Annotated in this window: 15 protein-coding genes; 8 read left to right on the top strand and 7 right to left on the bottom strand. The window is 38.4% G+C overall.

Annotation, left to right across the window (positions count from 1 at the left end):
- The first annotated feature begins 217 nt into the window (after positions 1-217).
- The 4 genes from ES711_RS08360 to ES711_RS08345 all read left to right on the top strand — a co-directional run bounded on the left by ES711_RS08360 (position 218) and on the right by ES711_RS08345 (position 3,811).
- Entirely contained in the window at positions 218-1,336 is a 1,119-nt protein-coding gene (locus ES711_RS08360) for a CNNM domain-containing protein (protein WP_146892534.1), read from the top strand.
- Complete coding sequence (locus tag ES711_RS08355) at positions 1,336-1,809, top strand: methylated-DNA--[protein]-cysteine S-methyltransferase (RefSeq protein WP_146892532.1); 474 nt, start codon at positions 1,336-1,338, stop codon at positions 1,807-1,809. Before ES711_RS08360 ends, ES711_RS08355 begins: the two co-directional genes overlap by 1 nt.
- Before the next feature lie 127 nt (positions 1,810-1,936).
- Positions 1,937-3,094 carry a serine hydrolase domain-containing protein gene (locus ES711_RS08350; protein ID WP_146892530.1) on the top strand — a complete coding sequence of 386 codons (1,158 nt, stop codon included), beginning with the start codon at positions 1,937-1,939 and terminating at the stop codon, positions 3,092-3,094.
- Positions 3,095-3,100: 6 nt separating this feature from the next.
- Complete coding sequence (locus ES711_RS08345; protein ID WP_146892528.1) at positions 3,101-3,811, top strand: 3'-5' exonuclease; 711 nt, start codon at positions 3,101-3,103, stop codon at positions 3,809-3,811.
- Positions 3,812-4,336: 525 nt separating this feature from the next.
- Here ES711_RS08345 and ES711_RS08340 read toward each other — a convergent pair.
- The 7 genes from ES711_RS08340 to trhO form a co-directional block, all read right to left on the bottom strand.
- On the bottom strand, positions 4,337-4,990 hold the full coding sequence (locus ES711_RS08340) for a 3-oxoacid CoA-transferase subunit B (protein WP_146892526.1): 654 nt from the start codon (positions 4,988-4,990) through the stop codon (positions 4,337-4,339).
- 40 nt (positions 4,991-5,030) lie between these two features.
- Positions 5,031-5,384 carry a four helix bundle protein gene (locus ES711_RS08335; RefSeq protein WP_146892524.1) on the bottom strand — a complete coding sequence of 118 codons (354 nt, stop codon included), beginning with the start codon at positions 5,382-5,384 and terminating at the stop codon, positions 5,031-5,033.
- A gap of 23 nt (positions 5,385-5,407) precedes the next feature.
- Positions 5,408-6,106, bottom strand: a complete 699-nt coding sequence (locus tag ES711_RS08330; RefSeq protein WP_146892522.1) for a CoA transferase subunit A — start codon at positions 6,104-6,106, stop codon at positions 5,408-5,410.
- A gap of 179 nt (positions 6,107-6,285) precedes the next feature.
- Complete coding sequence (locus tag ES711_RS08325; protein WP_146892520.1) at positions 6,286-8,598, bottom strand: transglycosylase domain-containing protein; 2,313 nt, start codon at positions 8,596-8,598, stop codon at positions 6,286-6,288.
- 8 nt (positions 8,599-8,606) lie between these two features.
- Positions 8,607-9,095: a gliding motility lipoprotein GldH gene (locus ES711_RS08320; RefSeq protein WP_146892518.1), complete on the bottom strand. Its 489-nt coding sequence runs from the start codon at positions 9,093-9,095 to the stop codon at positions 8,607-8,609.
- Positions 9,085-10,383: a PSP1 domain-containing protein gene (locus tag ES711_RS08315; RefSeq protein WP_146892516.1), complete on the bottom strand. Its 1,299-nt coding sequence runs from the start codon at positions 10,381-10,383 to the stop codon at positions 9,085-9,087. Before ES711_RS08315 ends, ES711_RS08320 begins: the two co-directional genes overlap by 11 nt.
- Before the next feature lie 395 nt (positions 10,384-10,778).
- Positions 10,779-11,843, bottom strand: coding sequence for an oxygen-dependent tRNA uridine(34) hydroxylase TrhO (gene trhO, locus ES711_RS08310; RefSeq protein ID WP_146892514.1), 1,065 nt, complete (start codon positions 11,841-11,843; stop codon positions 10,779-10,781).
- 675 nt (positions 11,844-12,518) lie between these two features.
- Here trhO and recA point away from each other — a divergent pair.
- From recA to ES711_RS08290, 4 genes are all read left to right on the top strand, one after another.
- Positions 12,519-13,535, top strand: a complete 1,017-nt coding sequence (gene recA, locus ES711_RS08305) for a recombinase RecA (protein ID WP_146892512.1) — start codon at positions 12,519-12,521, stop codon at positions 13,533-13,535.
- Between the two features lie 136 nt (positions 13,536-13,671).
- Positions 13,672-14,100 carry a hypothetical protein gene (locus tag ES711_RS08300; protein WP_146892510.1) on the top strand — a complete coding sequence of 143 codons (429 nt, stop codon included), beginning with the start codon at positions 13,672-13,674 and terminating at the stop codon, positions 14,098-14,100.
- Between the two features lie 10 nt (positions 14,101-14,110).
- A complete protein-coding gene (locus ES711_RS08295) occupies positions 14,111-14,653 on the top strand; it encodes an RNA polymerase sigma factor (protein WP_146892508.1) in 543 nt (180 codons plus the stop codon).
- Positions 14,654-16,162 carry a hypothetical protein gene (locus ES711_RS08290; protein WP_146892506.1) on the top strand — a complete coding sequence of 503 codons (1,509 nt, stop codon included), beginning with the start codon at positions 14,654-14,656 and terminating at the stop codon, positions 16,160-16,162.
- Positions 16,163-16,208 lie beyond the last annotated feature (46 nt).

Below are 16,208 nucleotides of genomic sequence, written 5' to 3'. Positions count from 1 at the left end.
AATCAGGAACACGAACAACGTTGCGATCAAACGGGAGAAGAACGACGCTCCAATTAAGGTTCTTTCAAAAACAAAAGAATAGTTCTCCACCTTTAGAACCCATTCTAAATTCGTTGTTTTTCAACACCAACATTTTTCTAGAGAGTTAAAATTTATTGTTATGAGGAAACATAGACTCTAATAATATCCCTAAATTAGCATTTAAACTCCAAGCTTAATGACATTACTCTTCCTATATGCCTTCGTTTCCATTTTCTTTTCCTTTCTATGTTCCATTTTAGAAGCGGTTTTATTGAGTGTTACGCCAACGTTTATCAATATTAAAAAGAAAGAAAATAAAAGTTACGCTGAGACCTTGGAAGCGTTAAAAAAGGATGTTGACAAACCACTAATTGCTATCTTAACATTAAATACCATAGCGCATACTGTAGGTGCTATTTTGGTGGGTGTTCAAGCTGAAAAAGTATTTGGAAACGGCGATAATTCCATTATGATTGTGTCTGCAGTGATGACGCTTTTGATCTTAGTTTTATCTGAAATCATCCCAAAAACCATTGGTGCAACCTATTGGAAAAAATTGGGTGGATTTACGACGACGGCGCTCACGATTTTAATTTTTCCATTAAAATATACTGGTATCCTTTGGCTGTTACAATTGACAACTAAGTTAATTGGCGGGAAAAACGCCCATGTGAGCACGGTAAGCAGAGACAGTTTTTTGGCCATGGCGGACATTGCGCAAGACGAAGGCGTTTTTAAAGAATCAGAAAGTAAGGTGATCAAAAACCTATTGAACTTTAGAAAAATTTTAGCCAAAGATATCATGACGCCACGCACCATCATGGTGTCTGAAGATGAAACGACCTCTGTTAAAACATTTTTTGATAAGAATCAGGATCTCCGTGTGTCCAGAATTCCAGTGTATTCTGAAAACCCAGATAATATTACCGGTTTGGTGTTAAAGGATGATATCTATAAAGAAATGGCTTTAGATCATGACACGAAAACACTGGCAGATATCCGACGGGAAATTATCATCATTGAACGCAATCTCGCTATTCCGACATTGTTTGAAAAATTAGTGGAAAGTAAAAATCATATGGCCTTGGTGGTGGATGAATACGGAACGGTAACCGGATTGGTCACTATGGAAGATGTGATTGAAACCCTTTTAGGACTCGAAATTATGGACGAAAGCGATAATGTTGCTGATCTTCAGGAGCAGGCTAGAAAAAGCTGGGCATCTCGCGCCAAACGTTTAGGGATGCTCAATGAAGAGGTGGATCATCCTGATGTGATCAAACCGCAAGAGAAAGGCTCAACCCCTACCAGCTAGTGGAACAATGCATCATTTCATCGCCCTTAGGGTTCACCAAAATTAGTGGCGACGCTCAGGGCATAGCGTCAATAACGATTCTCAACTCCGAAGAAAGACATACAGACATCATACCTGTTGCACTCCAAGATTGTGTGCAGCAACTTTTAGAATATTTTGAAGGAACCCGAAAAGTCTTCGACCTTAATCTCAATCCCCAAGGCACAGCCTTTCAAAACCGCGTCTGGGAAGCTCTTCAAAACATTCCCTACGGAACTACCCTATCCTATCTCCAACTCTCCCAACAATTAGGCGACGTTAAAGCGATCAGAGCTGTCGCCAACGCCAACGGTAAAAATCCACTCTGGATTGTGGTACCGTGTCATCGCGTCATCGGAAGTGATGGTAGCCTAACCGGCTATGCTGGTGGATTATTGCGCAAACAATGGTTGTTAGAGCATGAAAGCCCTTATAAACAACAACGTCTATTTTAAGTGATCCTTCTAATGTTTTTTTTGTCATTCCGACATTATAATCAGAAGTAATACTAAACCCTATTAAAATTACGTAGTACGGATGATGCGCAAATTTCCCTATATTTATTCTTCCTAACACCACCTTATGAAAATGCTTACAACTTCCTTAAAATGGATCCTCGCTGTATTACTCTTAACCGTAGCCATTCTATACATTACAGACACTGATTATCTATTAAAAGCGGTACGTACCATATATTTAAAAGGCCATTCTACAGCCTATCTTGAGGACTATAAAGAATTCGATAACCAAATTGTGGCTAATGGCACCGCACAACCTTGGCCCAATCACGTCAACTATAACGTCGCCAAAGAAACAGAGTCACTTCAAAAAATAAATGCTCAATTAGGTACCGTGGCTTACGTTATTATAAAAAATGATAGTATTTGGTATGAGAATTACTACGATGGTTTTACGGAAGATTCTAAATCGAATTCCTTTTCTATGGCCAAGAGTTATGTGTCTGGATTGATGCAAAAGGCTATTGAAGAAGGTCATATTAAGAGCTTAGACCAACCCGTAGGCGATTTCTTCGCTGAATTTAGTAAAGGAAAAGCGGCTCAAATGACCGTGGGCGATTTATCATCGATGAGCTCAGGAACCAATTGGGATGAAGCTTACTATTCCCCATTATCTATTACCACCCGCGCCTATTTTGACGATGACTTAGAAAAAGTTATTCTGGGATTAAAAGTGGTAGATACACCTGGACAAACTTTTAAATATGCCAGTGGAGACACCCAATTGTTGGCCATGGTCATCGAAAAAGCTACAGGCAAAAAATTATACGACTATTTCTCAGAATCCTTCTGGAAACCTTTAGGTTCTGAAAATGCCACACTTTGGCAAGTAGATAGTGAAGACAATGATCTAGTTAAAGCCTATTGCTGTATTGCCAGCAACGCTAAAGATTTTGCACGCTATGGAAAGTTGTTTAAAGACCACGGCAAATGGAACGGGAAACAACTATTAGACTCGGCATTTGTTGCGAAGTCGATTACGCCACGCTTTTCCAAAAGTCCGGAATACGGCTACGGCTGGTGGCTGCTCCAAAACCACAATGGAAGGGATTACTTCATGATGCGTGGCCATTTAGGCCAATACGTTATTGTGCAACCTGAAGACAACCTAATTATTATTCGATTAGGGCATCACTCTTTAAAAGTGGATGAAGCTGTAGATCCCTTTACGGAAGATATTTATACGTATATTGATGAAACCTATAAGATGATGGCTCAATAATAGCATATGATAAACAAACTCAATCTTGAAGACATCTTATTTTTGGATATTGAAACGGTTCCGGAAACGCCTCATTTCTCAGACTTAGATTCTATAAAACAGGATCTATGGGAACTTAAATCGAAATACCAACGTGCAGATATTTCAGCGGAGGAATTCTATGAACGTGCGGGTATTTGGGCCGAGTTTGGCAAAATTGTCTGCATTTCAGTGGGCTATTTTAAATTTCAGGGCACTCTTAGAAGTTTTCGGGTGACTTCATTTTCCGGTGATGAACATCAAATCTTAAAAGATTTCAAAAATTTAATCCTATCCCATTTCAATCAGACCAAGCATCTATTATGTGCGCATAACGGAAAGGAGTTTGACTTCCCATATATCGCCAGACGTATGATTATCCATCATATCGAATTGCCAAATAAATTAAATCTCTTTGGGAAGAAACCTTGGGAAGTGCCGCATTTGGACACATTAGAGCTCTGGAAGTTTGGGGATTATAAAAACTATACGTCCTTAAAACTATTAACCAATGTGCTGGGTATCCCGTCACCAAAAGATGATATCGATGGCAGTGAAGTGGGGCGCGTTTTCTATGACGAGAATGACCTTAACCGCATAGTGGTTTACTGCGAAAAGGATACCATTGCCGTGGCGCAAATCTTCTTAAGACTTCGTGGCGATTCTATATTGGACGCCAGTGAAATCAAACATATTTGAAGTCCACTTCAACATATGAATACTATAAATTTTAAAGAAAAAATTATTATAAAAAAATCATGTTCCGATCCGGGCTGGATTAGAACATGAATAGTTTTTTTGTGAGTAGAAAAACACTTTTTAACAGATGTACTGTTTCTTGAAAAGCCTCAACGAATTTGTTACGAGACAAGGTGGGTTTTGGTAGATTTTGGGCAATATTCATAAGTTAAAAATTATGATAGATTTGGGGCCAAACATAAATTAAGTTATGGTCAATTTGGTTTGTAGGTTGATCAGATTTGGGTATGTAAAAATAAACATTGAATGGTATGTATCAGCTTAAAAGCTTATTTATTCGATGAAATACCTTATAATTTCACATTTCGGCTTCTTTGTGGCGATTAATCCTACAACAACAAACTAAATACTGTCGCCATTAAATTGTAAACTCTTTAGAATCTAACTAAAATAAGCCATAACATTACAGATGTTGTAGTCAAACATTTGAAATATTGTGGCTTAGTTAAGATACTGTTACACTACTTATAAGATCATTTCTGGGATATCGCCCTCAATAATCAAAGTCCCTTCTGTGGCTTTTTTAATAGCTTCCACCGAAATTCCAGGCGCGCGCTCTAGTAATTTAAACCCTTCCGGTGTGATTTCTATAACGGCTAGATTAGTGACGATTTTCTTTACACAACCTACGCCAGTCAGTGGCAAACTACATTTTTTTAATAGTTTCGATTCGCCTGCTTTATTGGTATGCATCATGGCGACGATAATATTTTCCGCACTGGCCACCAAATCCATGGCGCCTCCCATGCCCTTTACCATTTTCCCAGGAATTTTCCAATTGGCAATATCACCCTCTTCAGAGACCTCCATAGCCCCTAAAATAGTAAGATGAACATGTTGTCCTCTAATCATAGAGAAACTCATGGAAGAGTCAAAAAAACTAGCTCCAGGCAAGGTGGTAATGGTTTGTTTGCCGGCATTGATCAAATCGGCATCTTCTTCACCTTCAAAAGGGAAAGGCCCCATGCCCAGTACCCCATTTTCGCTTTGAAATTCCACTTCAATATCATCGCGCACATAATTGGCGACGAGCGTTGGAATACCTATCCCAAGATTGACATAATAGCCATCCTTGACCTCTTGTGCAATACGTTTTGCGATTCCTATTTTATCTAACATAATAATGATTTGAAAATTTTATGATTTGAAAATTTGATAATTAGCCTTTCTTACTAGATGAAATGATTTTAGATATAATTAAAGTTATTGATCTTAGTTCTGAATGAAGTGCTTCACCCGGATTTGGATAAAAGTCTGATGCTTCACACAATTTCAGCCAATACTTAAGTTCGTCTGCTTCCTTAGCTGAGATTTTAAATTTATGAATAAAATCGGCTTTACTTTCAACATTTTGAGCCTCCATAATATTCGCACCAATGGATGTGCCGCTTCTGAAAATTTGTGAAGCCATTTCATACTTATGAAGCGCTCTTAATTCTTCGGAATACGAAATAATTTTCAATGAAAATTCAAAAGTCAATCTTACAATGATATTTTCTTTATCATCTCTCATTTTCAAATTTTCAAATTGATCAATTATTTTTTGATTACCGTGCGTTGTTCAATCCGCTTCTCATAATCCTTCCCTTCAAAAATACGCTGTACAAATATTCCGGGAATATGGATCTGATTCGGATCTAAACTCCCAACCGGCACAAGCTCTTCAACTTCAGCCACCGTAATTTTTGCCGCACCACACATGGCGGGATTAAAATTTCTGGCGGTCCCTTTAAAAACCAAATTGCCGGCAGCATCGCCTTTCCAAGCTTTTACAAAGGCAAAATCAGCCTTAAAGGCATGTTCCAATACATACATTTTACCATCAAATTCTCTAACTTCCTTACCTTCGGCCACTTCTGTACCGTATCCGGCAGGAGTAAAAAAGGCAGGGAATCCAGATTGTGCAGCTCTACATCGCTCCACCAGTGTTCCTTGTGGCACGAGTTCTACATCCAATTCGCCACTGAGCATCTGGCGTTCAAATTCGTCATTTTCGCCTACATACGAAGAAATCATCTTTTTTATCTGACGCTTGTGTAACAACAGGCCTAAGCCAAAATCATCGACTCCAGCGTTATTGGAAATACAGGTCAACCCTTTGACGTTTAGCTTTACTAAATGGTTGATTGCGTTTTCCGGAATACCACACAGTCCGAAACCACCCAACATAAAAGTCATATCGTCTTTTACACCAGCCATGGCCTCAGTAACATCGGCTACTTTTTTATTAATCATGAGAATTATTTTTAAGAGTCTGAAAATTACGAAATAAAATAGCCATTCTAAAATCAATTGGCTGACATGAGTGTATGACTATGGTCAATAGTCAATAGTCAATAGGAATATAAAAAAATCCCATTTAAAATGAAGGTTCACTTTAAATGGGATTTTAAACTCTTTCTAAAATTTAAGTTTTAAAAATCTAAGCTATCATCAAAACCATCGGTATCCGATGACGAGTTCATATTGTGCCTACTACAATCAACATTAATAGAAAGGTTGGCAGGACGTTCAAATTCACCTGTCGACACATCAAGGTCTTTATCCGCATAACATTTTTTCATAAAGAGACCCCAAATAGGCAAGGCCATTGAAGCACCTTGACCGTAGGCGATGCTCTTAAAATGCGTCGCTCGCTCTTCGCCACCTACCCAAACACCAGTCACTAAATTAGGAACCATTCCCATGAACCAACCGTCACTTTGGTTTTGTGTAGTTCCTGTTTTCCCGGCAATAGGGTTTGTAAACGCATAAGGGTATCCGGTAATAATTTCTTTGTATAATGTAGAGGGTGGCCCCGTGCGTCTCAATCGGGTACCCGAGCCGCCTTCTGTCACGCCTTGCAATAAATTGGTCGTCACATAAGCCACTTCTTCACTTAAAACATCTTTAGATTCGGGTGTAAATTGGAATAACACTGTTCCATTTTTATCTTCAATACGCATCACCATTACGGGCTTATTATACACACCTTTATTGGCAAATGTACCGTAAGCTGCTACCATTTCATACACACTTAAATCTGGTGTACCTAAAGCGATTGCGGGAACTGCGGGTATTTCGGATTCAATTCCCAAGTTTTTCGCCATGTCAATAACCGGTTGCGGCCCCACTTTATCCATCAAACGCGCCGTGATGGTATTAATAGAATTAGCCAGCGCACTCTTTAAAGTTCTAAATCCACCATATGTACGGTCAGCATTATCAGGACTCCACGGTAATGGATTTCCAAATTTACCAGCCTCAATGGTTATTTTAGTATTTGGGAAGGTATCACAAGGTGATAAATGCAATTGATCAATAGCCGTAGCATATACAAATGGTTTAAAGGTAGAACCAACTTGGCGTTTACCTTGTTTGACGTGATCATATTGAAAGTGTCTGTAGTTGATGCCACCTACCCAAGCTTTTACATGGCCCGTTTGAGGGTCCATAGACATCATCCCAGCATGTAAAAATGATTTGTAATAGCGCATAGAATCTGCAGGTTTCATGATGGTATCAATTTCACCCTTCCATGAAAATACCGTCATTGGTGTTGGTTTATCAAATGAGGCTATAATCTCATTATCACTCTTTCCGTTTGCCTTCATTTTTCTCCAGCGTTCAGATTGTCGCATACTCCTATTGAGCAACGTGGTAATTTCTTCGGGTTTTAAATCTAAAAATGGTGCCGTTTTATTACGCTCAGGCGTATTCTGATTGAAAAATTCCTTTTGCAAACGCGCCATATGTTCAGAAGTCGCATCTTCAGCATACTGCTGCATACGGGAGTCAATAGTGGTATAAATTTTCAGACCGTCATCATACAAGTTATATAGCCCAGTACCGTCTGTTTTAGGATTATTTTTAATCCAATCCTTTAAAAAATCGGTAAGATAAGCTCTAAAGTAAGTTGCCAATCCTTCACGATGGGATTCTGGCGAGTAGCGTAACCCCAAATCTAATTTGCTCAGGGAATCCTTAACAGTTTCAGGAATATAGCCGTATTTTTCCATTTGATACAGGACCACATTACGACGATTTTTAGTTCCTACGGGGTTCCAAGCTGGTCTTGGATTATAAAGTGATGAGTTTTTAAACATCCCCACTAACATTGCCGATTCCTTGACATCTAAATTCATCGGTTCTTTCCCAAAATAAATTCGGGCTGCACTTCTAATCCCATCGGCATTATTACCAAAATCATAGATATTAAAATACATGGCAATAATTTCCTCCTTCGTGTACTGGCGCTCCAAACGAATGGCGATAATCCATTCTTTAGCTTTTTGGGTAATTCTCCCTAAGATATCCTTTGCACCTTCACCGTGAAACAATTGTTTTGCCAATTGCTGAGAAATAGTACTGGCACCACCGCCCTTACCTAGGGTGAAAATGGCACGTAAGGTTCCTCTAGCATCAACACCTGAATGTTCTCTGTAGCGTGCATCCTCCGTAGCGATTAAGGCCTCAACCAGATGGTCTGGAAGCTCAGTAAAATCGACCGGTGTCCGATTGTCATTATGATATATTTTTGCAAGCAATTCGCCATCTGAAGAAATAATCTCGGTGGCCAAATTGGTAGTCGGATTTTCCAATCGTGTGTGATCTGGCATTTCGCCAAAAACGCCCCAAGACGCCAATAAAAATAATAGAACAATCACTAACAAACCTCCAATAATAGTTAACCAAAACCATTTGATATACGCGGAAAAGTTTTGAGTTTCTGCTTTCTTTTTTGCCATAATTTACATTAATTGATTGCAGGTTCTATTCTAAAACCTACATCTGTAATACCTTCTAAGTTATCAACGCCCTCAACCTCTCCATTATTACGCATAACGTGTTGAATTGTTATGGTGTAAGGTCCAATTTCATCAAACTTAACCGCTTCCTTATACCACAATTTATTCTCTTTAACATCAGTAAAGCCTTCACCTAACAAGGTTCCGTCTGGCTTTGCCATTTGATATTCTAAAGTATCCTTCACAATTTTGCCATTGGGGAAATCGATTTCTGCAATCAAAAATAAATTGCTGAACTTATAATCATTAGTGTTCCGGATGTTGATAAATAAATTATAAAGCTGTGTTGAATCAGGCGGTGTTACGGTAAAGGACATCACAGAATCTTTGTGCCATTGATTCGGCACTGTTTTATACTCGTCAAAAATTTGATTGGAATCACAACTGAACCCCATAAGCACAACTGTTAAAACTATCCAAGAAAATTTATTTGGCATCGTCTGAATTGGATTTTTTAGGGTTCGGGTTTGGATTTGGCTTTCGTCGTTTCTTTTGCGCCGTTCTTGGCGGACGCTTTTGCGTTGATTTCTCCTGTGGTTTATCTTGAGATTTCCCCTGATCGTCATTAGGGTTTGTCTGTCCTGGGCGATTAGTCTTAGCCTTGTTTGGCTTGCGTTTTGGCTTTCGCTTTGGTGTATCAAAACGGGTCAAACTATCTTGACCGACCACATTTTCAAAGTCCGCTTTAACATCTTCAATAAGCTCTGAAGCGTATTCTTCAAGACTGGCTACCTTTTGTTTTTTCTTGTTTAAGCCGATAATTTCATTGGCTTGATCAGTGGTCAATTTATGCCAATTCATCCACTCTCCTTCATAGGCATACCACATAAACCCTCCAAAAATATCGGTTTTTTGACATACTGCCGTTCCCTTTTCAGTATAGAGTTTGACTTCTGTTTTTGGAAAACTTTTTAAAGCGTCCAGATAAGAATCCAATTCATAATTTAAACAACATTTCAACTTTCCACATTGACCAGCTAATTTTAGCGGATTAAGAGATAATTGTTGGTAACGAGCCGCTGAGGTACTGACTGATCTAAAATCTGTCAACCATGTAGAACAGCACAATTCCCGTCCGCAAGATCCAATGCCACCTAAACGAGCAGCTTCCTGACGGAATCCCACTTGCTTCATCTCAATACGGGTACGGAATTCTTTCGCGAATAACTTGATCAACTCTCTAAAATCGACACGCTCTTCGGCAGTATAATAAAAAGTCGCTTTACTGGCATCACCTTGATATTCAATGTCAGAAATTTTCATTTGCAATTTTAAATCGATTGCAAATCGACGCGCCTTCACCTTCATAGGCTCTTCCTTATCACGGGCATCAGACCAAATATCAATATCGCGTTGGGAGGCTTTACGGTAAATTTTTAAAACGTTTTCTTCGTCGTCAATCTTAACGTGTTTACGTTTCATTTGTATCCTTACCAGCTCGCCAGTAAGGGTTACCATCCCAATGTCATGACCGGATTGCGCTTGTACAGCTACAACATCGCCAATACTTAAGGTTAAATTTTCTGTGTTTCTATAATATTCTTTACGTCCATTTTTAAAACGTACTTCAACTCCAATAAAAGGCTCTTCTCCTTGTGGAAGAGACATGTTGGCCAACCAATCAAAAACAGTTAACTTATTGCAGCTATCAGTGCCACAGGTACCATTGTTCTTGCATCCTTTTGGTTGTCCATCCTTTCCGGTTGAGCAACTGTTACAACTCATGTTATGTTATATATATAATTCGTCTGGAAACGAATGAGGATTAATAAATTATGACTTTACACTCCAAAAATTTTCAATCAAAATGAAACTGGTAATGCCATATAATTTTAAAACGTAAAGATAAGATTATTTATTTCAGTTATATAATTCATAGTCGTGTAACTGACTATATTAGATTAAAATTTTATAAATAATTGACAGCTATTTATTTACAGGCATTTTTCGGGTTTATGGAAAGGCTCAACAACGCAACTAAAAAAGAATTAACCTACCCTTTTTCGCAGCTAAGAATAGCCACTATTTAAGGAGCGTCACGGAATTTTTATCAATGCAATCCGTAACATAATTAATTTTGAATCAAAAAAAAAGCTTCCGTTGTGTGGAAGCCTTTTAAATTATTTTTCAAGAACATCAAAGATGTTGCGTAAGTCTTTTTTATAGGGCAGATGGTCTGTACGTCCTTTTTTAAAGATATCGTTGCTATTACCTTGGCCTTTTCTGAGTTCCTTTTGCTCTTCATATGGCAATTGAATTACTTCCATACAGGTTGTGGAACAGCAATTTTCCATTTTTTCCTTACAAGCATCGCATTGAATGAAGAGCAAATGGCACGCTTCATTAGCGCAATTGGTATGCAAATCGGCTGGATTTCCGCATTGGTGGCACTGGGCAATGACATGGTCAGAAATACGTTCTGAACGACGCTGGTCAAAAACAAAATTCTTACCAATAAATTTGTTTTCTAAACCTTTTTCATTGATTTGCCGTACATAATTGATGATGCCTCCGTCTAACTGAAACACATTTTTAAAACCTTTGTGCTTGTAATACGCACTAGCTTTTTCGCAACGGATACCGCCGGTACAATACATCACCAAATTTTTGTCTTCCTTATGATCTTTTAAATCGGCTTCTATAATATCCAACGATTCTCTAAACGTATCCACATCAGGAGTGACGGCATTTTTAAAATGTCCTATTTCACTTTCATAATGGTTTCTCATATCCACTAAAACCGTGTTCTCATCTTCAATAAGCGCATTGAATTTTTCAGCATCCACATGAACACCAATATTTCTCACATCAAAGGTGTCGTCATTCAATCCGTCCGCCACAATTTTATCCCGTACTTTTACTTTGAGTTTTAGAAACGCAAAATTATCGTGTTCAATCGCGATATTTAGTCGGACATTTTCTAAAAAGCTAATGCTATCCAAATGGGCCTTAAATGCCTCAAAATGATCAGCAGGCACGGATAATTGGGCATTAATCCCCTCATGGGCCACGTATATTCTACCAAGGACGTCAAGCTCATTCCAAGCTAAAAACATATGGTTTCTAAAAAGTTCTGGATTGCCAATCTTGGCGTAGGCATAGAAAGAGATGGTCAAACGGTCTTCTCCCGCTTGCGCAATAAGATCTGCTCTTTCTTTAGCGCTTAAGTTATTGTACAGTTGCATGCTATACTAATTATGTTAAGGTTAAAGTGGGGCAAAGATAGGGAAAAAATTTGGGCAGTGTTTGGTCTTCAGTCTACAGTTTGCAGTCCTCAGTACTCAGTTGGCAGTATTCAGTCCTCAGTATTCAGTTGGCAGTATTCAGTTGGCAGTATTCAGTTGGCAGTATTCAGTTGGCAGTCCTCAGTCTTCAGTTGGCAGTTGGCAGTGTTCAGTACTGAGTCAACAATCAACATTCAGCAACCCACCCGTACCGAAAAGGTACGTTCGGGCGGGTCAGCAATCTTCAATCTGTAATCTTCAATCTCCATCTCTCCATTATTTAAAACAAAAAAAGCACCGCAGATCAATCTGGGGTGCTTTTTTGAGGACTAACTCGTTAGTATAAATTTTAAATATCAATTTACAAATTTACATTACGAGCTAGCCACCGTCAGATTTACAATTCCCATTTACAGTAATGGAAACTGAAAGGCCCAAAGCCTTGTTAAAAACAATTTTGATAAAAAATTTCATCTGCAGTATGTTATAATTCAGATAAAAAGGGTTTTTTCATAGCGTGATTTCCCCATCTTATCATGTAGATGTAAAAACAACAAAAAGGTTGCGCGATATCCTGATCAAAGAGGAAAAATTGTCGTAATTTAGCTTCGATAAAATTTAGAAAAAGAACAACAAATGAGTAGTGAAAAAGAAGCAAAACTAAAAGCCCTAAAACTAACTTTAGACAAGTTGGATAAAGCCTATGGCAAAGGGACTGTAATGAAAATGAGTGACAAGGCCGTGGTAGATGTTGATGCCATTTCTTCAGGATCTCTAGGATTGGATATTGCCTTAGGCGTTGGTGGATATCCACGTGGAAGGGTTATCGAAATATACGGACCGGAATCTTCTGGTAAAACAACTTTAACCTTACATGCCATAGCAGAAGCACAAAAAACCGGTGGCATTGCCGCCTTTATTGATGCGGAACATGCATTTGATAGAACTTACGCTGAAAAATTAGGGGTAGATTTAGAAAACTTGATCATTTCTCAACCTGATAATGGGGAGCAAGCTTTAGAAATTGCCGATAATTTAATCCGTTCAGGCGCTATTGATATCGTAGTCATCGATTCTGTGGCTGCATTAACTCCTAAAAGTGAGATTGAAGGTGAGATGGGCGACTCTAAAATGGGTCTGCATGCACGATTGATGTCTCAAGCTTTGAGAAAATTAACGGGTTCTATTAGCAAAACCAACTGTACCGTGATTTTTATTAACCAATTACGTGAAAAAATTGGGGTAATGTTTGGAAACCCTGAAACCACTACAGGTGGTAATGCCTTAAAATTTTATGCCTCTGTACGTTTGGATATTAGACGTTCAACTCAAATTAAAGAGACAGATGGTAATGTTTCTGGTAATAAAACACGGGTAAAAGTGGTGAAGAATAAAGTTGCACCACCTTTTAAAATGGCAGAATTTGACATTATGTATGGCGAAGGAATCTCTAAAGTTGGGGAAATTTTAGATATCGCTGTAGAACATGAAATCGTTAAGAAAAGCGGGTCATGGTTCAGCTATGAAGATACAAAATTAGGGCAAGGTAGAGATGCTGTGAAAGCCTTGATAAAAGACAATCCTGAATTGATGGATGAGTTGGAAGCTAAGGTTAGAAAAATTGCCAAAGCAGCAACTTCAGGCGAAGAGTAAACAACGCTTAAGTTTGTAAGACAGCCACTAAATTATTAAAATCCCTTTCTGAAGGGATTTTTTTTGTTTACAACGCAACCTTTAAGATCGTGCAGCATCTAATAAATGAAAAAGATTTTTATTTAAACTATATCTTATGAAAAAGCTCATTTTTTTATGTGTTGTACTACTAACTTTGGCGTCTTGTAGTATTGATGATTCCAACGAATTTTACACTAAAATTTTACCGATTGAAAGCGTAGATATCCCAGAAGAGTTTGTTCTTGGCAAAGTTTACCCCATCACTGTTACCTATATCAGACCCGCTGGATGCTCCGCTTTTTATGATTTCTATTATTCGCGCGATTTGAATCAGCGTACTGTAGCGGTAATCGATGCCGAATATCCTAATCAAGATTGTGGATTGGATATCACCTCAGAAGTGGAAGCTACATTTAACTTTAAAGTGACCAGTAATGGCACTTATGTATTTAAATTTTGGCAGGGCAAAGATGACAGCGGCACAGATTTATATTATATTGTAGAAGTGCCTGTAGTAGAAAACGGTGAAAAAATAACTCATTAATCCCATACCTGTGAGTTTAGAGCAACTCATCATCAATTGTAAAAAAAATGATGCGCAAGCACAAAGCCAAATATACAAGCTCTTCTCGGGCAAATTATTTTCGCTGTGTCTGAAGTATTCAAAGAATTATGCGGAGGCCCAGGACAATCTGCAAGATGCCTTTGTAACCATTTTTAACAAGATAGATCAGTTCAGCCACAAAGGTTCCTTAGAAGGTTGGATGAAGCGCATTACCATCAATACAGCGCTTCAGCGCTACAGAACTGTGGGTGTTTTTGATATTGTCAATGAAGATCAAATTGAAGACGTAGCCATTGAAATTAATGAGGATGAGGTTAGTCTTGATTTTCTATTAGGCATCATCCAAGAATTGCCTGACCGGTATAGATTGGTATTCAATCTTTATGTTCTGGATGATTATTCACATAAAGAAATTGCTGACATGTTAGATATTTCCACAGGAACCTCAAAATCGAATCTCGCTCGGGCCCGGATGATTTTAAAAGATAAAATTGAGCACTACAAAACACAATTTAATTCGCAGAGTTTATAAATGAACGATAAAAAACATATAGACCGTCTTTTTCAGGAGAAATTCAAAAATTTCGAAGCCACTCCTGATGACGCTGTTTGGGAGAACATTCATAATGCCCTACATAAAGATGAACGCAAACGACGTGTGATACCATTATGGTGGAAATTAGCAGGTGTTGCGGCTCTGTTAGCGTTATTATTCACGGTGGGCAGTATAATATTTGAAACTAAAAATGGCGAATTTACTCCCGAAAACCAAATGGTTGGGACTGAGAAAGTACAAGATACATCAGCATCTTCTGTCACAGAATCTTATGAGAATGCCACTAAAATCGTCACTTCAGCGGAAGATTCGGAACCATCAAATGGAAATCCTACTCTCAACCAAACAGCGCCTACAATTAATCCCCACACCAATGCAGCCACCCAAATTGTCGGCAACACACCTACTAAAGAAAACACCAATGCTCCCTTAATTCTAAATAACGCAGCGTCCAAAGCAAACAGCATAAGCGCTAAAACAGAAAATAAAGCAGTAGTGAAAAACACTCCAAATCTACCACAACCGAAATCTAAGGATGACATTTACAAACGAGACCACAAGACCAATGATGCTATTGCAAACGCTAAAAGTGAGGCTTTAAAAATGGCGCAAACACCCATTCAAAATCCAGAGGAAAAACAAACTTTAGAATTACCTTCAGATCCCGAAGAGTCCATCACTTTAAGTAAAAACGATGATAGCATTGAGGAGGCTATTGCTGAAGCTAATGCTATCCGTAAAGAAGATCCTGATACGCAACCCAACAGATGGAACATCACGCCTACTGTCGCGCCGGTTTATTTTAATACTTTAGGAAAAGGTTCCTCTATTGATGGTCAGTTTGTAAATAACAGCAAAAGTGGCGAAGTGAATATGAGTTACGGGATCAACGGAAGTTACGCCATATCGGACAAAATAAAGGTAAGAGCAGGTATCAATAAAGTCAATTTAGGATATAGCACGAATGGGGTAATGGCATATAACCAATTGAATAGTTTTGGTTCAGCAGCAAAAACCAATCAGTTGCAAAATATTAATTTTAGAAATCATGGGAGTTCCAATAGCTTTCTGAGCACGTCCAACCTCAGCAATAATTCTGCACCACAAGCTTTAGTTTCTAATACTGAAGGAGCTCTGGAGCAGCAATTTGGTTATATTGAAATTCCCTTAGAGATGGAATACACGATTATTGACCGTAAATTCGGGTTCAATATAATTGGTGGTTTTAGCACCCTTTTTCTTAACAATAACGAAGTGTTTTCAGTTTTGGAAAATCAGAGAGCACTTATAGGAGAAGCCAACAATATTAACAGTACCAGTTATAGTGCCAATTTTGGTTTGGGATTTAATTATAACCTATCGCGCATGTTAAGGCTTAATCTGGAGCCGATGTTCAAATACCAAATCAATACGTTTACCAATACTTCCGGCGATTTTAGACCATATTACATTGGGGTCTATACCGGATTTAGTTTTAAATTTTAGTTTTTTAGTTGGTTAGATAGATATTGCAGCAATGCAATACTTAGGA

The organism is Gelidibacter salicanalis, from assembly GCF_007997285.1.
Classification (GTDB): domain Bacteria; phylum Bacteroidota; class Bacteroidia; order Flavobacteriales; family Flavobacteriaceae; genus Gelidibacter; species Gelidibacter salicanalis.
This window is presented reverse-complemented; position numbering and strand designations above follow the sequence as displayed.